At 66.3% G+C, this 17,642-nt stretch carries 17 protein-coding genes; 8 read left to right on the forward strand and 9 right to left on the reverse strand.

All coding sequences use genetic code 11. The features are described 5' to 3' along the window. Window positions 1–47 precede the first annotated feature (47 nt). Both ABZX86_RS26100 and ABZX86_RS26105 read left to right on the forward strand, forming a co-directional pair. Window positions 48–977 (forward strand): RNA polymerase sigma-70 factor, encoded by a 930-nt coding sequence (locus tag ABZX86_RS26100; protein ID WP_355127263.1) that lies wholly within the window; start codon window positions 48–50, stop codon window positions 975–977. A gap of 40 nt (window positions 978–1,017) precedes the next feature. Then, complete coding sequence (locus ABZX86_RS26105; RefSeq protein WP_355127264.1) at window positions 1,018–1,497, forward strand: SRPBCC family protein; 480 nt, start codon at window positions 1,018–1,020, stop codon at window positions 1,495–1,497. A gap of 69 nt (window positions 1,498–1,566) precedes the next feature. Here ABZX86_RS26105 and ABZX86_RS26110 read toward each other — a convergent pair whose 3' ends face one another. From ABZX86_RS26110 to ABZX86_RS26135, 6 genes are all read right to left on the reverse strand, one after another. Further along, entirely contained in the window at window positions 1,567–2,712 is a 1,146-nt protein-coding gene (locus ABZX86_RS26110; protein ID WP_355127265.1) for a hypothetical protein, read from the reverse strand. Next, window positions 2,709–3,929 (reverse strand): glycosyltransferase 87 family protein, encoded by a 1,221-nt coding sequence (locus ABZX86_RS26115; protein WP_355127266.1) that lies wholly within the window; start codon window positions 3,927–3,929, stop codon window positions 2,709–2,711. The genes ABZX86_RS26110 and ABZX86_RS26115 overlap by 4 nt, the downstream gene beginning before the upstream one ends. Window positions 3,930–4,037: 108 nt before the next feature. Continuing rightward, window positions 4,038–5,222 (reverse strand): S1 family peptidase, encoded by a 1,185-nt coding sequence (locus tag ABZX86_RS26120; RefSeq protein ID WP_355127267.1) that lies wholly within the window; start codon window positions 5,220–5,222, stop codon window positions 4,038–4,040. A 165-nt stretch (window positions 5,223–5,387) separates the two neighbouring features. Beyond that, on the reverse strand, window positions 5,388–6,539 hold the full coding sequence (locus tag ABZX86_RS26125; RefSeq protein WP_355127268.1) for an alpha/beta fold hydrolase: 1,152 nt from the start codon (window positions 6,537–6,539) through the stop codon (window positions 5,388–5,390). Window positions 6,540–6,589: 50 nt separating this feature from the next. After that, a complete protein-coding gene (locus tag ABZX86_RS26130; protein ID WP_355127269.1) occupies window positions 6,590–8,326 on the reverse strand; it encodes a gamma-glutamyltransferase in 1,737 nt (578 codons plus the stop codon). Window positions 8,327–8,381: 55 nt separating this feature from the next. Continuing rightward, window positions 8,382–9,743 carry an FAD-dependent oxidoreductase gene (locus ABZX86_RS26135; protein ID WP_355127270.1) on the reverse strand — a complete coding sequence of 454 codons (1,362 nt, stop codon included), beginning with the start codon at window positions 9,741–9,743 and terminating at the stop codon, window positions 8,382–8,384. A 55-nt stretch (window positions 9,744–9,798) separates the two neighbouring features. Between ABZX86_RS26135 and ABZX86_RS26140 the strand changes: the two genes are divergently transcribed. Then, entirely contained in the window at window positions 9,799–10,401 is a 603-nt protein-coding gene (locus ABZX86_RS26140) for a helix-turn-helix domain-containing protein (RefSeq protein ID WP_355127271.1), read from the forward strand. Window positions 10,402–10,478: 77 nt separating this feature from the next. Here the strand turns inward: ABZX86_RS26140 and ABZX86_RS26145 are convergent, their stop codons facing one another. Further along, the gene (locus ABZX86_RS26145; protein ID WP_355127272.1) at window positions 10,479–11,105 is read right to left on the reverse strand and encodes a peptide deformylase; all 627 of its coding nucleotides are present in this window, start codon (window positions 11,103–11,105) and stop codon (window positions 10,479–10,481) included. Between the two features lie 170 nt (window positions 11,106–11,275). Here ABZX86_RS26145 and ABZX86_RS26150 point away from each other — a divergent pair, with 170 nt between their 5' ends. From ABZX86_RS26150 to ABZX86_RS26165, 4 genes are all read left to right on the forward strand, one after another. Then, window positions 11,276–11,566 carry a hypothetical protein gene (locus tag ABZX86_RS26150; RefSeq protein ID WP_355127273.1) on the forward strand — a complete coding sequence of 97 codons (291 nt, stop codon included), beginning with the start codon at window positions 11,276–11,278 and terminating at the stop codon, window positions 11,564–11,566. Between the two features lie 69 nt (window positions 11,567–11,635). Beyond that, the gene (locus ABZX86_RS26155) at window positions 11,636–13,270 is read left to right on the forward strand and encodes an adenylate/guanylate cyclase domain-containing protein (protein WP_355127274.1); all 1,635 of its coding nucleotides are present in this window, start codon (window positions 11,636–11,638) and stop codon (window positions 13,268–13,270) included. Continuing rightward, window positions 13,267–13,935, forward strand: a complete 669-nt coding sequence (locus tag ABZX86_RS26160; protein WP_355127275.1) for a Crp/Fnr family transcriptional regulator — start codon at window positions 13,267–13,269, stop codon at window positions 13,933–13,935. Before ABZX86_RS26155 ends, ABZX86_RS26160 begins: the two co-directional genes overlap by 4 nt. A 73-nt stretch (window positions 13,936–14,008) precedes the next feature. After that, window positions 14,009–14,359, forward strand: a complete 351-nt coding sequence (locus ABZX86_RS26165) for a hypothetical protein (RefSeq protein ID WP_355127276.1) — start codon at window positions 14,009–14,011, stop codon at window positions 14,357–14,359. On the opposite strand, the gene ABZX86_RS26170 is transcribed toward ABZX86_RS26165, so the two are convergent. Further along, window positions 14,356–15,633 (reverse strand): glycosyltransferase 87 family protein, encoded by a 1,278-nt coding sequence (locus ABZX86_RS26170; protein ID WP_355127277.1) that lies wholly within the window; start codon window positions 15,631–15,633, stop codon window positions 14,356–14,358. The two genes, ABZX86_RS26165 and ABZX86_RS26170, sit on opposite strands and share 4 nt — an antisense overlap. 587 nt (window positions 15,634–16,220) lie before the next feature. Then, a complete protein-coding gene (locus ABZX86_RS26175) occupies window positions 16,221–16,445 on the reverse strand; it encodes a hypothetical protein (protein ID WP_355127278.1) in 225 nt (74 codons plus the stop codon). A gap of 150 nt (window positions 16,446–16,595) precedes the next feature. Here ABZX86_RS26175 and ABZX86_RS26180 point away from each other — a divergent pair, with 150 nt between their 5' ends. Further along, window positions 16,596–17,516, forward strand: coding sequence for a helix-turn-helix transcriptional regulator (locus tag ABZX86_RS26180; protein WP_355127279.1), 921 nt, complete (start codon window positions 16,596–16,598; stop codon window positions 17,514–17,516). Window positions 17,517–17,642 lie beyond the last annotated feature (126 nt).

The following is a 17,642-nucleotide window of genomic DNA, read 5'->3' on the forward strand; positions in this document are numbered from 1 at the left end:
ACCGGTCCGCAATGCCTGGAGCGCCTGGCGCGGATACGTTGGTATTCGTGGAAGATCGACGGGTAGTCGGCGAGGTTCGCCGGGGGGACGATGCCGAGCCGTTCGACGAGCTGCGGCCGCTGCTGTTCACCATCGCCTACGAGATGCTCGGCAGCGCGGCCGATGCCGAAGATGTGTTGCAGGACAGCTATCTTCGCTGGCGCGAGACCGATCCGGAAACCGTGGAGAATACGCGCGGCTATCTGACGCAGATCGTTACGCGGCAGTCGCTCAACCGATTACGGTCGCTGCGGCGGCGGCGCGAGGACTATGTGGGCGCGTGGCTGCCCGAACCTATCCGCATGGAGCACGACGCCAGTCATGATGTGCTGCTTGCCGAATCGGTGTCGATGGCCATGCTGCTGGTACTGGAGACACTGGGCCCGACCGAGCGGGCGGTCTTCGTGCTGTCGGAAGTGTTCGGCCACAGCCTGGTCGAAATCGCCGACATGATCGGCAAATCCGATGCCACCGTGCGCCAGATCGCGCACCGGGCGCGGGAGCATGTTCGGGCCCGCCGCAAGCGGTTTCAGCCCGACAGCGATACCAGCCGGGCGGTAATCAGCCAGTTCGTGCGGGCCGCCAATACCGGTGATGTGCAGACCCTGATGGATGTGCTGGCGCCGGACGTCGTGCAAATCTCCGACGGCGGCGGAAAGGTCCATGCCGCGCTCCGCCCGATCAGCGGCGCCGCGCAGGTGGCCAATTTCCTCATCCGCCTGGCCCGGACCAGCATGGCGGATATGCGCGCCGAATTCGGCATCTTCAATGCACTGCCCGCGGTCCTGTTGCGATCCGCCGACGGGCGGCTCGATTCCGTCCTCATGGTCGAAATGGCCGATGGCCGCATCACGATGCTGTATGCGGTCCGCAACCCCGACAAACTGCATTCGACCGATACCGTGCGCACCCTGCGGCGTGACGGAGACCACAGCTGACCGGATGTCACGGTCGCGCGGCGGGCGGTGTCTCAGAGGTATGGAAACAATCACCGTCGAACGTGTCATCGCCGCCCCGATCGAGCAGGTCTTCGATTGGTGCGCAACAACAACGAACTATGAGCGCACCCGCTGGGTGCTGCGCTGCACCCTGACCCACCCCGGTCAGGACGCGCCCTACGGCGTCGGCGCGATCCGCGTGCACACCTGGCTGATCGGGCGCTTCGACGAGCGGGTCACCCGCTACGACCCGCCCCGCTCCTTCGACTACGTCGTCGACCGCAGCTTCCCCCCGGCCCGGCACAAGATCGGAACCATGACCTTCACGACGGTCCCGACCGGCACCAAGGTGGTCTGGTCGACCACCGTCGAAATGGCGATCCCCGTCGGCACCGCCTTCGCCACCCACTGGATCAGCCGACCGGTCATCAGCCACGTCTTCGGCCGAATCCTGCGCGCCTGCGCCGCGGATCTCGAAACGTCGAAGACCTCGCAGCGGTCTACCGGCAGCGCCCGGTAGGACAGCGCCGGAACTCGCTCGACGCCGCGATGGATGATTCGTCCGCGGCCAGCCGGTGGCCGCCGTCTGCTACATGAAGGACGATTCCTTTGTGAGACCGAGAGATTCGTCGCCGCCGGTGATGATCGGCTGGCAGTTGCCGTAGCCGATCGCGCCGGAGGAATCGGTGACGCGGATGACGGTGTCGCGGATCTGGTGGAGCCGGCGGGCGGCCTCATAGGTGGAGCAGTCGGGGATGCGTTCGCCGTCGATGTGCTGCTGGGGGCCGCGCCAGGATCCGTGGTGCCGGCCGTCGAAGCCGAAGTAGAGACCGGCGCCGAGGTGGAAACCGGTGTCCGACACCGCTTCCAGCGTGAGCACCCGCTCCTTGCCGTCCTCGGTGGTGGCGAGGATCTCGCCGCCGCGCAGGCGGCGGTTCACCGGGTCGAAGGTCAGGTCGGGGACCAGATCCTTCCACTTCTCGAACCAGGTGCCGTGCTCCACGCCGCCCATGACGGTTTTGCTGAAATAGCCGTCCATTTGGATGATTTGGTAGTGCAGGTGCAGGCCGTAGCGGGAACCGTCGGGGCGGGTCATCAGGATCGGCGCCCAGATCATCCGGAACGACACCTCCGGCGGCAGGTCCATCGATTCGACATCGGTGAGCGGCGCACCGACGTCGTAGCGCACACCCCAGGAGTGGTCTCTGGTCGAGATCCAGTCGTCGAACGAGGTGCGCACACCGTCGACGCTCACCCAGCCGGAGGCGGTGCCGATCTGGTGGTAGCGCACCAGATCCGACATCACGCGGTAGCCGCGCCGCATATGGGTGCGGTCCTCCAGCTGCGCGGGCAGGGCGGCCTCGAACAGCCAGTCGAAAGCTATGGGCTGGCAGTCGTTTTCGTCGAGGCGGAACCGAATCTTGCGCAGCGGCTCGATGATCTCGTAGTGGATCGGCCCGATCGAGGTCAGTTCCGGTTCGGGCGCCAGCGTGCGGCTGCCACGCACGGTGATCTGCTCGACGCCCTGCGAGATGCCCGCATACGCGTCGAGCACATTGCGATTCTTGTACTGCCCCAGGCCGAAACCGAGCTGCCGCGAACCGTCCGGCGCGCACGCCATGGCGCACACCTTCTCGGTCCAGGCCAGGTCACTGGTGGCCACCGTGGCGACGGTATCGGCGATCTGATGATTGAAGCCTTCATCGCCGGGGCCGAGCGGTCCGATCGGATTCATCCACAGGACTCAACGCACTCCGCGGGCAGGCGTGAAGTAGCGGTCCCGGCCAGCGGACCGCGCGCGATCAGGAAGCCGTAGACGAGCACGGCGAGGAACACCAGGACGTGGGAGTTCTCCAGAATCGGCTCGCTGTGCCAGGGCTTGGGGAGCAGGAAAATGCCTACGGACACATAGTTTTCGCCCCAGTGGTAGGCCCAGGCGCCGGTCGAGACGAACAGCAGGGCGGCCGCGATCCACCAGCGCGGGTTCGACTGGGCCCGGTGTACGAGGTGCACCAGCAGGGGGACGAACCACACCCAGTGGTGGCCCCAGGAGAACGGCGATACCGCGCAGGCCGTCATACCCGCGATGGTCACGGCCAGCAGCCGCTCACCGCGGCGGTGCAGTGCGGCGGTGAGGGCCAGGCTCGCGATCGCTACCAGGCCGGTCAGCACGACCCACAGCCACAGCGGAGACGCGCCGTCGGTCAGGTGTGCGAGGAGACCGCGAATCGATTGATTGGCCGGATTGGTATCGGGCGCAATGCGATCGGACTGGAAGAACGTCGAGAACCAGTACTGGTGCGAATCTTCGGGCAGGACGATCCAGGCCAGCGCGATGGAGCCGAGCAGTACCGCCGTGGCAATGCAGGCCGAACGCCATTGGCGCAGAGCGAGATACTGTGCGATGAAGTAGGCCGGGACGAGTTTGACCCCCGCTGCCACACCGACGCCGACGCCGCGCAGCCTGCTGTTGCCGGGGCGCGAGAAGTCCCAGAGCACCAGCAGCATGAGCACCAGATTGATCTGGCCGTAGAACAGCGTGGTGCGCACCGGCTCGAGGAAGAGGCAGGTAATCGCAAGCAGCGCACTGATTCCCGCTAGTCGGCCGGAGATGCGGTATCCGAGGGTGCGCCAGCACAGCAGCACACAGCCGTAGAGCACCGCTACGTTCAGCAGCAGTGAGGAATAGGTGAGCCAGGTCCAGGGCACCACGACAATCGGCAGAAAGACCAGTGCCGAGAACGGCGTATAGGTATACAGCAGCCCGAAGAAGGTCGACTCCGTATACAGCGGCCGCCCCTCCAGTACGCGGTCCCCGCCATCCCGGTACACGTGCGCATCCAACCCGCCGGCGAGAATCCCGCCCGACTCGTTCAACCACGGATCAACCGTGGCGAACACCAGCACCAACGCCACCACCGCACTCACCGACAGCACGAAAACCGTTGACACCGAATATCTGAACTCCCACAACCCCACTCTCCACACGGGTCTTTACCTTACGTAAAGAACTCGCTGGGTCATGACCCCGAAACTCGGGGTGTCGGGTACCACGGCCCCTCAGCTGGTGCGGATCCGCAGCCCCGGATTCTCCGCGACGATATCGGCGACCGCTTGGGCGGTCATGGTGACCTGCGGCACCAGCGGTAGCAGCTGTGTGATGAAGGGGGCGATCTGCTCGAGGCGTTGCGGGCCGATCTGCTGCAGAATGCGCCCGAGATCGATCGGAGGTGCGGGCGAGCCCGGGGTGCCGAGCACTCCCGGCTTGTCATCGGAGAATCCCGGTTCGCTGCTCACGCCGCCCTCGCTGACGAGGCCCATGGCCAGAGTTCCGGAGATGAGCGCACCGCCGCTGTCGCCGGGCAGGGCAAGTGCGGTGTGCTGGAATCGGATCGGTGGCCGCAGCGGATCGGGCTGATCCACGGCGGTGATCACACCGCAGGTGAATCCGGTGGTGACACCCGACTTGCACACCGGAGCGCCGACAACCGGAATCCCGACGCCGGTCACGGCGATCGCGGAGGCGCCGACCGGCCCCCGAACCAGATTGTTGTCGAACGAGTCCCGCGCAGCGTCGTCCAACCGAACAATCGAATAGTCACGGGTCCCGTCGACGACCGACTTGTCGAACGAACCGAGACGCTCGCCGAGCTTGCGGTCAGGCAAGAGCTGATATGCCTTCTGATCGCTGATATTCGGCTCGTCCGCGAGCGCCAGCAAATTACAGTGCCCCGCCGTGAGCGCCACCGATGTGCCATCACCAGCCGCCGCATTGAACGCCCAGGAGCACAGACTCCCCTTCGGATTCGAACTCGGCGGCACCCCTGTCGGTCGCGCGACAGCGATATACCCATCACCGCCCGCACTCTCGCCGAGGTCAGCCGCGTCCGACAGCCCGGAAACCCGCTGATCGATCCGATCCGCACGCGGATCCCACTGCGCCGCAGCGGTATCCGCCAAGTGAAAACCGGCCTGCCGAGCCGCAATGCGAACGTCATCGTGGCCGGGCTCCACCGAGACCACTCCCCCACCACCAGAATCGAGCCAGACTCCCCCCAACGCCCCGGCAGACCGCCTGTTCTGCTCCGCCGCGAACAACCCCAGCCGCTGAGCCACCTCAGCCCGGCGCACATACTCCCCCGGCGACAGTCCCAAATCACGCCCGACCGCCGCACCCAGCGCCGCAGGCAAACCCACCTCCGGCACAGCCTCCCCACCCGCCGAACCGACCGCCGGCGTGGACAAAACCAGAGTGAACAGAGCAACAACCGCACTGTGACACATCATGTTTTTGACCTTCACACCTACGAAAGTACTGCGTGCCACTTCCCGTAGCGGTGATTTCCCAAGCCGCTCCGGCCGCGCCGGAGGTGCGAACAGTTCGGATTCAGCCGAACGGCCGGGTGGCGGTCAGTGGGTCGGGAGGACTCGGGAGAGGAAGGAGGCGGTGTCGGGGTCGGATTGCTGAAGGACTGTGAAGTGGGTGGCTGCGGGGTAGAGCAGGAGTTGGCTGTCGGTTGCGCCCTGTTGGAGTTGTTGTTGCAGCAGGAGGGTGGTGGGGATCGGCTGGAGGGTGTCGGCTGCGCCCTGGAGGAGTAGGACCGGCTGGCGGAAGCCGGCTGCGGGGACGGTGAGGTAGTCGCGGAGGGCCTCGGTTATCGCCGGGTCCGAGAGGGGTTTGGTGAAGAGTTGGCCGGTCGGCTGGGTTGCTGCTGCGCTCTCGAAGGAGGTTCCGCAGTCCTGTGCGGTTTCGGCGATGGCGAGCAATTGGTTGCCGAGGGGGGTGAGGTAGTCGGTGAGGTGAAGGTCCGGGCGGGCATGGTCCAGGCCGGCCACGCTCATCAGGAGTCTGGTTTTGAAACCGTCGAGGAATGGCAGGGCGGGCACACCGGGGCGGGCGAGGGCGGAGATCAGGTCCTCGACATTGCTTGTCGGGGCGTAGGCGACGGTGCCTCGCAGATCGAGTTCCGGGGCATAGGACGGGGACACCTGCGCACCGGCGAGTACGGAGTGGCCGCCGATCGAATGTCCGGCCAGGACATACGATTCCGACAGTCCGGGGTCGAGGGTGTGGGCGGCACGGACGATATCGAGGACCGCGTGCCCGTCTGCTCGTGCGGCCAGGTATTCGTAGAAACCCGGTGCGCCGAGGCCGATGTAGTCCGTGGCTTCCACCGCATATCCCTGGGCGAGATAGGTTGACAGCTCGGGCCTTTCATTGAAATCACCCGCCATTCCGCCATCGAGATTGGGGGCACAGCCCGGTGTCATCCCGATTGTGCCGTGCGCCCAGGAGATCACCCGCCAGCCGCCCGGCGGGGGCGTTCCCGCGGGCAGAAAGACATCACCGCCGCTGACTTCCGGCTCGCCGCTCTGTCCGGTGGTCCGGTAGACGATTCGAAATCCCTTGGCGGAATTGGTGATCAGCTCGGATTCGGGCAGGGGCTGGGACTGAACAATCGTCCCGGGACCGCCGAGGTCCGGGGGCTGTGCCGTTGATACAGCTGCGGTGACGGTTGCCGTTGATACGACGACAAGCGCCGCTAGAACCACGCTGCGCATAGCAGATCTCTCTTCGATGGTGTCGGTAATGCTTGTTTCAGCGACGATGCTCAGCGACCGGCCGCATAACCTTGCATCCCACGCGGATTGGCGGCCGCCGACAGCACGCCCGTCGCGGGGTCGCGGGCGACAGCGCATATGCGCCCTTCCGACCACGGGTCGCCGACGGTGATCCGGTGGCCGCGGCGGCGCAGGTCGGTGACGATTTCGGCGCCGACCCGCGATTCCATGGTCACCCCGCCCGGATTCATGGCATGCGGATAGAACGAGCCCGGGAAACTGTCCTGATGCCAGTTCGGCGCATCGATGGCGCCCTGCAGATCCCAACCACCGCGGACCTTTCCGCCCAGGGCCACGGCCAGGAAGAAGTGCAGACTCCACTGGTCCTGCTGATCGCCGCCCGGAGTGCCGAACGCCAGCACCGGCTCGCCATCCCGTAGCGCCAAGGTCGGGCTGAGCGTGGTGCGCGGGCGTCGGCCGGGAACCAGCGAATTCGGCAGGCCGGGCTCGAGCCAGGCCATCTGCAGCCGGGTGCCCAGCGGGAATCCCAGTTCGGGGACAACAGGATTCGACTGCAACCAGCCGCCGCTCGGGGTGGCGGCGACCATATTGCCCCAGCGATCCACGACGTCGAGATGACAGGTGTCACCGCGGGTGGCACCCGTCCTGGCGACGGTAGGTTCCCCGGCTCCCAGTGGAATCTCGTGCAGTGCAGCAGAATCCACATGTTCGCCCAGCATGGGCAGCCGGCCGTCCGGAGCGCCGGGCCGCAGCCGGTAGGACGCTTCCTCGCCGATCAACGCTCGACGCGCGGTGTTGTAGTCCGCGGAAAGCAGCGCGTCCAGCGCGATATCCGCACTGTCGCCGTACCAGGCCTCGCGGTCCGCCATGGCGAGCTTCGAACCCTCGATCAGGGTGTGGAAATAGTCGGCCGCGCCGTAGTCCAGTTTTTCCGGCAGCAGGGCGAGCTGTTGCAGGAATACCGGGCCCTGGCTCCACAGTCCGGGCTTCGCAATCGTCCACCCGTTCCAGGTGTAGGTGGCCGGATCTTCATACACCGCCCGGTAATTCGCGAGATCGCCGCCGGTGAGCGTGCCCGCGTGCCGCTCGCCGGAGGTGTCCATGGCGGGCCGTGCGGCGCATGCGACCAGCGCCTCGGCAATGAATCCCTCTCGCCACACGCGCCGCGCGGCCTCGATCTGGGCGTCGCGGTCCGTGCTCGCGGCCTCGGCTTCGGCGATCACGCGGCGCCAGGTCTGCGCCAACGCCGGATTCTTCAGCAATTCCCCTGGGGCTGGCGGCTTTCCAGCGCCGAGGTATACCGGCACCGATGTCGTCCACTCGGTCTCGAACAGGTGCCGCATCGCCGCTATGGTGGCCCCGACGTCCTCCAGCACAGGATGCCCCTGCTCTGCGTACCCAATGGCGTAGTCCAGCACCTCGGCCAATCGCTTCGTGCCGTGGTCACGCAGCAGCAGCATCCAGGCATCGAAGGCCCCCGGCACCGCCGCGGCCAGCGGCCCGGTGCCCGGCACCATATCCAGGCCCAGGCCGGAGTAGTGCTCGATGGTCGCGCCGGCCGGCGCGGGTCCCTGCCCGCACAGCACTTTCGGCGCCTGTCCCGCCGGTGCGAGAATGATCGGGACCTCACCGGCCGGACCGTTCAAATGCGGCTCGACGACATGCAGCACGAACGCCCCGGCCACCGCCGCGTCGAAGGCATTGCCGCCGTCCTCGAGCACCGCCATCGAGGCGGCCGAGACCAGCCAGTGGGTGGATGACACCATGCCGAATGTGCCCTGCAATGTAGGACGCGTAGTGAATGTACCCATTTCCGACCCTTCAGATGACGCTGTTGTTCTCGATGACTTCTTGGGCAGCACGGTGCCCGGATTCGATCGCGCCGTCGATGTATCCGGCCCAACGGGTCGCGGTTTCGGTGCCCGCCCAGTGCAGCGGGCCGACCGGGCAGCGCAGTTGGGATCCGAAGCGGGTCAACGTCATCGGAGTCGCGAAGGCGCCGTAGCAGCCTCGGCTGTAGGTTTCGGCGGCCCAGTCCTGCTCGAGGTAGTGCACCGGATTGCGCGCTTTGGGGCCGAAGTAGGCAGCTAGATCGTCGATGACCAAGTCGCGCCGCTCTTTCGGCGTCAGGCGCGCGGCGGCCTGGGCGTGACCAGCTTCGAGGAAGCCCACCAGGGCTGCGGGTTCGGCGTCCGGCGGACCGGCGTCGAAGACGGTGCCGAGGGCGCGGCGGTCGCTATTGGCTTGTCCGGACTGCCCGTCCGTACGCCAGAAAGCTTCGTCGTAGACCACGTTGACCTTGATCGTCCAACCCATCGGCAAACGCTGCAGCAGCTGGGCGCGCTCGGACGGCAGGTCCGGCGCGAACCGGATCCGCGATACCAGCGGCGGCGGGACCGCGATGATCGCGTGCCGCCCGCGGAACCGCCGATTACCGGCTCGCACAAGGACTTCGGCATCACCCCACTCGATCTCCGACACCGGAGCGCCGAGGATGACGCGATCACCCAATTCCGCGGCGACGGCGATCGACAGTCCCTGCGTACCGCCGATCACCCGGTCCTGCTGCGCACCGCCGGTGGTATTGATCAGCGAGTCGATGCCGCCGCCGGAGTGAATATAGAACTGCGCCCACAGGGCTGACATATCCTCCGGCTCCGCGCACCACACCGCATTGGTGACAAGGCGGAAAAACGCACGGCCGGTGGCGGTATGGGTGTGGTTCCGCAGCCAGGTGCCGAAGGTCTGACCGTCGAGCTCGGCGGCATCGGGCGCGGTCCATGGCGATTGCAGCGGCACGCGCCGTGCGGCGCGATCGAGCCGCAGCTGCGCGATTCCGATATCAGCGAGGGCCAGCGGATTCAGCTTGGGAATGCGGCCCTGATAGCGGGTGACCCGGCCACCGAATTCGCCGATGTGGACGCCGGTGTCGTGGGTCCGGTAGGTGGAGGCACCGAGCTCCTCGATCAATGCGAGCACTCGGTCCTGCCCCGGCCCGACCCACATGCCTCCAGCTTCGACATACGAGTCGCTGCCCGGTATCTCGACATTGAGTGTGCGCCCGCCGACCCGATCCCGGGCCTCGAGCACCACCACATCACGACCGGCTGCGGTGAGCGCACGTGCGGCCGCCAAGCCGGCCGCGCCGGCTCCGACCACGATGACATCCCTGAGATCAGTCATTCATATACACCTTGCATCTCAAATACACGTTGTATGTGAGAGTACTATTGCCGGTGTGGCTGTCAAGGGACTACGTGCGGAATACGCGGAAGCGACCCGGTCTGCCCTGCTCGACGCAGGTCGCCGGCTGTTCATCGAACGGCGCTATGCCGACCTGTCCGCCGAGGAGATCGCCCGCGCCGCCCGTCTCACACGCGGCGCGCTGTACCACCACTTCGGGGGCAAACAGGGATTGTTCGAAGCCGTCTTCGAGCAGATCGAAGAGGAATTGACCGGCCGCCTCGCCGCCTCGCTCACCGAAACCGACGCCTGGCACAGCGGACTTCAGGCCTTGGACGCGTTTCTGGACGAGTGCACGAGCGTGCCGTATCAGCGCATCGTCCTACAGGAGGGTCCGGTCGCCCTGGGCTGGGATCGCTGGCGCGAACTCGACGAGCGTCACATGCTGGGCCTGGTCCGCAATCTGGTCGACGATCTCACCGAGGCCGGCATCTTCCAGCCCCGCTCGACCGACCTCGTCGTGCGCGCCATATACGGGCTACTCACCGAAATGGCCTGGGGTATAGCCGAAGCCGACGATGCCGCCCAGGCGCGCCGCGATGCCGGACAGATCGCCCTCGACATGATCGGCGCCCTGCGCCGGAGCACGCCGGCGTAGGGCGCCGATGAATACCGACAGCCCGGAACCGGACTGCGGCGCCGGGCGGTGCGACGCCCGGCGGTAGCTCGACGAGGTCAGGGCAGCGGAAACCCCAGTGCCCGTGCGGCTTCCGCGGGTGTGGGCTGTGCCCACCGCTGCTGCAGATGCTCGTTGGTGGTCACCGATCGGGTCTGCGCCTTGTCGATGTAGACGATGCCGGCGAGGTGGTCGGTCTCGTGCTGGAAGATGCGGGCGGGCCAACCGGTCAGCTGCTGGGTGTGGCGGGTGCCGTCCAGATCCTCGTAGGTCGCGCGGATGGATTCGGGGCGGGCCACCACCGCCTGGTATCCGGGCATGCTCAGGCAGCCTTCGTAGAACCCGACCTCGTCGCCCTCGGCGGTATACGCGGGATTGATGATGGTGAACTCCGGCAGCGGCCGCCGCCCGCGCGCCACCGCCACCTCCTCCGCCACGCCCGCCGGATCCCCGAGCACCGCCACCCGCAACGGAATTCCGATCTGCGGTGCGGCGACACCCACCCCCGGAGCCGATCGCATCGTGGCGAACAGAATCTCCACCAGCTCCCCCAGCAGTTCGGCCCCCACCTGCCCGTCCACCGTCTCCGCCACTCGCCGCAGCACCGGATCGCCCATCTGCACCAGCGGCGCGGGCCCACCCCGATACGCAGCAACCAGTTCCGCCACCAAGCCCGCAGTCTCCATACCGGTCATTATCGACGGCTCCGGATGCCCGCAGCCGGTCGCCCTGTTGTGTAAGCGCGGATACACAGTGGGTGTTGTCGCGGTGGCAGAACTCTGCTCCGAGTGGGGCCAGTATTGGTGTCAGACCGAACGCCGGCCGACAGGGCAGGTGAAATTCCTTGGAGGACAACATGATCAATGCATTCCGCCGGACCGCCGCCACGCTCTCCGCTCTCGCCGTGATCGGCGGCGCCGGAGCCGGAATCGCCAGTGCGGCAACACCGGATGCAGGTGGTCCGATGCAGACTTCGGTGACAACAGGTGCGCGCACCTGGTTCGAACCCTCCTGCCAGTGGGGCGAAGGCTTCGACTGGCATTACTACCGCTACTGCGATACCAACTACTGGCACGGCGGCCACTTCAACGACTGGCAGCGGTTCGACCACAACAACCGCGGCTACGACTACGGCTGGCGTCGCTGAATCCGACGCCGTACTGCGGTGGCGCCACTGGCAATTCGACAGCTGGAGTCCGGTGGGTAGAGTCCAATAGTGTCGAAAGTGAGCGTGCTCACCTGGGCCGCGGCGATAACCCTTCCCGCGGCCGGGCTCTGGTTGCTGCTGTCGCATCCGAAGCTCGACGCTCACTACGAACACCATCCGCAGCACTTCTGGCTGGTCCTGGCCGCGGCGGCGCTGGCGATGACGCTGGGCGTCATCCTGTTCCGCGCCGCACGCGCCCGCCGCGATGTGCGACTCATCCTGGTGTCGTTGATGTTCCAGTTCGCGGCGGGCTTTCTGGGCCTGCACGCGATCGCCACGCCGGGTGTCATTATCCAGATGCCCAATGCCGGATTCGTCTACGCGGTTCCGGTCGGGCTGACCCTGGGCGGATTCGCCGCGCTGGCCTCGGCGATCGAATACGGTCCGGTCGCCGCGGCGCGACTGAACCGGCTGGTGTGGTTGCTGTCGGCCTTGCCGATCCTGGCGCTGGTGGTGTGGGCGGCGTTCTCGCTCACCGGATTACCGCCGTTCAATGGGATGCCCAGCCCCACAGAAACATCGCGGCCGCTGGTCATCCTCGCCTATCTGGGTTCGCTGTCGTATCTGGGCGCGGCGATCGCCTACGCCCGGCAGTTCTCTCGCCGCCGCGGACTGCTGCTATTGAGTGTGCTGACCGCATTCGTGCTGCTGATCGAGGCACTGCTGGCGGTCGGTTACGGGCGCAGCTGGCAGGCGTCGTGGTGGGAATGGCATGTGCTGATGGTGGCGGCCTTCGCGCTCATCGCACTGAGCAGTCACGCGCAATTCCGGCGGGAGGGTTCGGCACTGGGTCTGTTCGACAGTGTCACGCTCAACCAGACCATGGCCGCGCTGGAGCGCGACTACAGCCGGGCGCTCACCGAGATGGCGGAGGTCTTGCGCCAGCGCGCGGCCGTCGGCGTGCCGGCGGATCAGCCGCTCGGTTCGGTCGGTGTCGAGCTGTCGAAACGGTTCGGGCTCACCGAGCGCCAGTTCGCCGTGCTGGAGCAGAACGCACGGCTGTACCGGCAATTGGATGAGCTGTTCCGCTCGTACATGTCTCCGCAGGTGGCCACGGCCTTGCTCGCCAATCCGGCCGAGGCCGATCTGGGTGGCCGGATCGCCGAGGTCAGCGTGCTGATGGCGGATCTGAGCGGATTCACCCCCTTTGCCGAGCACACCGATCCTGCGCTCGTGGTGCAGATGCTGAACACCTACTACGGCGCCATCGTCCCGGTCATCCTGGGCGAGGGTGGTGTGGTGGTGCAGTTCGTCGGCGATGCGGTGATGGCGGTGTTCAATGTGCCTACCGCACAACCTGATCACGCGCTGCGCGCCGCCCGGGCGGGGCTGGTGCTCCAGCAGGCGGTCGCGCATATTGCGGCGGGACGGCCGGACTGGCCGCGGTTCCGGGTCGGGGTCAATACCGGACCGGCGCTGGTCGGCAATATCGGTGCGGCACAGATGCGCAACTACACCGCGATCGGCGACACCACCAATACCGCGGCCCGGCTGCAGGGCGTGGCGCAGCCCGGTGATGTGGTGATCGGGCCGCTCACCCAGACCCAGCTCGGTTCCCGGGCGCTGGTGCAGCCGTTGCACGCGATCTCGGTGAAGGGCCGCCGCGAGCCGGTGACCTGCTTCGTCCTGCGGGGTCTGCGGTGACCACCGAATTCACGCTGCTGCGCAGTCTCGATCCGGCCGAACGCCGCGAGGTCCTCGCCTCCTGCATTCCCCGCCGCTTCAAACGCCGCGAAATCCTCTGCCACGAGGGCGATCCCGGCGACTGTCTGCATCTGATCAAGTCCGGATTGCTGCTGATCCGGGTCGCGACCCCGCTCGGCTACACCGCCACCCTGACCATGATCGGCCCCGGCGATTCGTTCGGTGAACTGGCGGTGCTCAGCCCTGATGCCGTCCGGACGGCGACTGTGGAGGCGGCGGAGAATGCCGAGACCCTCACCCTGAGCCGGGCTCAACTCGACGTGCTGCGCGCCGCCAATCCCGGTATCGACCGCATGCTCACCGCCACCCTGGTCGAACAGGTGCGGCGACTGTCCGCGAATGTGCTGGAAGCGCTTTACCTTCCGGTCGAGGCGCGAGTGGTGCGCCGACTGGCCAACCTCGCCCGCATCTACGGCGGACCCGCACCGATCGCCGAAATCCGGCTCACCCAGGACGATCTGGCCTCGATGGCCGGAACCACCCGGGTCACCGCCAACCGAGTGCTGCGCGATCTGGAACAGCGCGGCATCGTCGCACTGCGGCGCGGGCGGATCATCGTCACCGATCGCGCCGGACTGCTGGCCGCGGCCAACTCCCAGCACTAATCCGAATCCCCCTATCCGCAGCCCATTTTCGGACCACAATCGTGATGTTCCAGGAATTTCCCAGGAGGACACCATGATTCGCAAGATCGCAGCGGCAGCGGCCATCACCACCTCACTTCTCGGAGCCGGCGCGGGCATCGCGCAGGCCGAATCCCCCACAGTCGAACCCGTTGCTGTGCAGCCGGTCGCCGCGGGACAGAATCAATCACTCGCCGGCGAGCAGGTCGGCACGGTTGTCGGAACGGTCGTCGGCGTCGGCGTCGGCGCGGTCGTGGGCGGCGCCATCGGGTGCGTTGTCGTAGTACCCGTCTGCCCCGCCACCACGATCATCGGCATCGGTATCGGCGGTGTGACGGGCGGTGCTCTCGGCGCGACCCTCGGGGCCGGCGCCGGAGCAGCTCTCGGCGCACAGATCCCGGGTTAGCCCTCCTGCAAGCTCTTATGGCTCGAGTCTTGCGAGGTGGCATCGAGCCGGGGGCGCCGGGTGCTGAACAGGAACAGTGCTACCAGTAGGACACTGAACCAGACGTAGGTGTTGCCGATGATGTGCTGCATTGGCGTCCAGTGTGATTCGCGGTGTTCGCCGTCGGGGAGCCAGTTCTGCGGGCCGATCACGAAGATCGCGGCGGTGATCGCGGTGACCAGGTACCAGCCTGCGGCTCGGCGCCAGGGTAGTCGGGTGGCGTAGCCGACCATTGCCAGGAGGGCGGGGGCAATCCAGATCCAGTGGTGCGACCAGGAGATCGGGGACACCAGCAGTGTGAAGACGGCGTTGATCGCCAGGGCCAGGGGCGGGAAGTCCGCGGCGCGGCGCATGGCGGGCAGCACCAGTGCCAGCAGTGCGGCGCTCAGGACCAGCCACAGGACCGTGAGCAGTGGCTTGTGGATCTCCAGTCGAGCCAGCACGGCTTGAATCGACTGGTTGGTGTGGAATGCCGAACCGCTGAGGCCGGACACATTGCCCAATCCGCCGAACCAGTACTTCATCGACGCGTGCGGCAGGACGGCAAAGGTGAGAGCGGTTGCCACGGCGCCGGTGATCGCAGCGGTGACAGCGGCCTTGTAGTCACGCCGGATCAGGAAGAAGAGGATGAACGCGGCGGGGGTCAGTTTCACCGCGGCGGCGATACCGATCAGCATGCCGCGCCGCCACGTCGGCTTCTCCGCCAGGCAGTCGGCCACCACCAGCACCATCAGCAGCAGATTGACCTGGCCGAAATCCAGCGTCGAGTGCGTCGGCTCCAGCAGTAGGCCCAGCGGCGTGGCACAGGCGGCCACCCACAGCCCGAGGCGCCGGCGGCTCTCCCCCTGCCACACCCGCCGCGCCACCAGATAGAAGGAGATCGCCAGCGCGGCCACCGAGGTCACAAAGAATGCGATACGAGCCGCATCCCAGGGCACCAGCGCGAACGGCGCGAGCACCAGCGCGGCGAACGGCGGATAGATGAACGGCAGCCCGATCCCGATGGTGGTCTGCGGCAACTGCCCATACATATCCCCGCCGTGCCACAGCGCCTGCACGCCCAGCCGATACACCTGCAGGTCTATGAACCCACCCGTGATCTTCTTGAACGGCCACACCGGCAGCATGAGACACAGGGCGGTGAAGCCCACACAAAACGCCGGAACCAGCCACATCACTCGCCCTAAACGGCGGTCCAGCGACTTCGGCACATCAACAGCGGTAGAACTCGTCATCCGCGACTACTTTATCGGCGTCCTCGACCGGTGTCGCACCCGCACCGACCGGGGCCTCCCGCGAGGGATCGCGGCCTGGTCGCAGGCGCGAGGATTCCGCGATGGACAGGCGAGAGGGTGAGCCAGCAGTCACCGACGACCGGGCACGCTCGCGCTGCTCGATGACCTCAACGTCATGCAGACGCTGGAGGACAACCGCACAAACTGCGCTGCCGAGTCAGGGCGAGTCGGCCAAGCGAGCCGATCCGTGCGGAGCCGACCCCTGTCCCGACCCGTGGTCCAGGAAGTCACCCACTTGATTGCGTCGACGGCTATCTCGGGAATGCAGCTCTGGCCGCGGACCGCAGGAATCCGGCCTGAGCGGTCAAAGATCGCACCTGGACGGCAAATTTTGACGCCGAGAAGGGATTTTCGACCACTCAGGCCGGATGTACGACCGAAGTGCTTCTCTCACAGGCGAAATGCCCGGCGGAAGGCCGGCGGGTGACAACGATGGCACCTATCGAGCCGACCGGGCCGCGAGAGCTTCGGTCTTGTACCCGCACCCTGTCCCGACGCTTTCTGTCGGATGAGGCACGGACGCGAGGTCAGTTGTTGTTCTGGAACAGCAGCTTTCCGAGCATCGAGCCGATGGCGTGGCCGGACCCGGCGGCGCTGCCCGAGCCGAAATCGCTGATCTCGGAGTTCTGCTGGGTGTTGTCGATCGGCTGCAGTTGCACGTCGGCGCCTGCGGCGGCTGCGGTGCTCACGAGGGCGGCGGCGATGGCGGCCGTGCCCAGCGCCGTGCGGACGAGTGCGCTCTTGGTGTTCATGGTTCCTCCCCGTGCCGCCGGTGGGCGGCAAAAACGATCTTGACGCAAGGGATCATGCACTGCCACAACGCTTCTACACAAGCCTTGATTCAGGTCGTGAGCGGGCGAGTCTTGACTTGTCTGAATCAAGATGGTTCGATCTGAATCATCATGGTTCCAGTAAATCAGCCGACACAGGGCGCGACCGAGGCGGCAGCACCTGCCGCGAATTCGGTTGCGTACCAGTCGCGTCCGCGCCAGCAGTTGGCCGCGGAGCTGCGTCGGCTGCGGGACCTGGCCGGAATTTCAGGAAGGGAGCTCGCCAAACGAGTCGGAATCAGTCAGTCGACGTTGTCTCGGATCGAAGCGGGCACCGTGGTTCCACCGCTACCGCAGGTGCTCGAATGGGCCAAAGCGGTTGGGGCGGACGCGGATTGTCAGCAGTCGTTACGCGCTCTCACCGAAGCGGCACACTCACCCGAGGTGCATGACTGGGCGGCCTCACTCGCGGAGCGCCCGCATCTACAGGACGATGTGCGGGCATTCGAAGAGGACGCGCACGTGGTGCGGAACTTCCAGCCCACGCTGGTGCCCGGACTGCTGCAGACCGCCGACTATGCCCGCCGGGTGTTCGCGACTTTCGATCCGCCGTATACGCCGGACGCTCTGACGGCCGCGCTCGCCGCGCGCCTGGATCGCCAGCGTGTGCTGTACGACCCCGCGAAACGCTTCGAATTCCTGATTACCGAAGCGGCCCTGCGCTTTCGGCCCGGACCGCATCGCATACTGCTCGCCCAGCTGGACCGCATCATCTCGATCGAGACCCTCGATACGGTCGTCATCGGGGTGATTCCGCAGGACGTCGAGGCGAGCACCACGATCCCGCACGGATTTGTCATCTACGAGAACGAGGACCACGCGCTGGCCTCCGCGGAACCTATTCCGGGAAGTATGGTCACGCGCGGCCCCGAACTTGTCGATGCCCATCGCCGACGCTGGGTGGCTTTGACTCGAATGGCTTTGTTCGACACCGATTCCCGAGAATTTCTCGCGGAACTCCGGGACGAAATTCACCACATCACAACCCATTGACCAGATTCCAGCGGCCGTCGAGGGGTCGGCCGCATGTGGGGGTGGTGGGGGGGGGGGGGGGGGGGGGGGGGCCCCCCCCAAAAACAAAAAAAGAAAAAAAAAAAAAATAAAAAAAAGCACCCCCAG

The sequence above is a fragment of the Nocardia sp. NPDC006630 genome (assembly GCF_040611495.1).
Lineage (GTDB): Bacteria > Actinomycetota > Actinomycetes > Mycobacteriales > Mycobacteriaceae > Nocardia.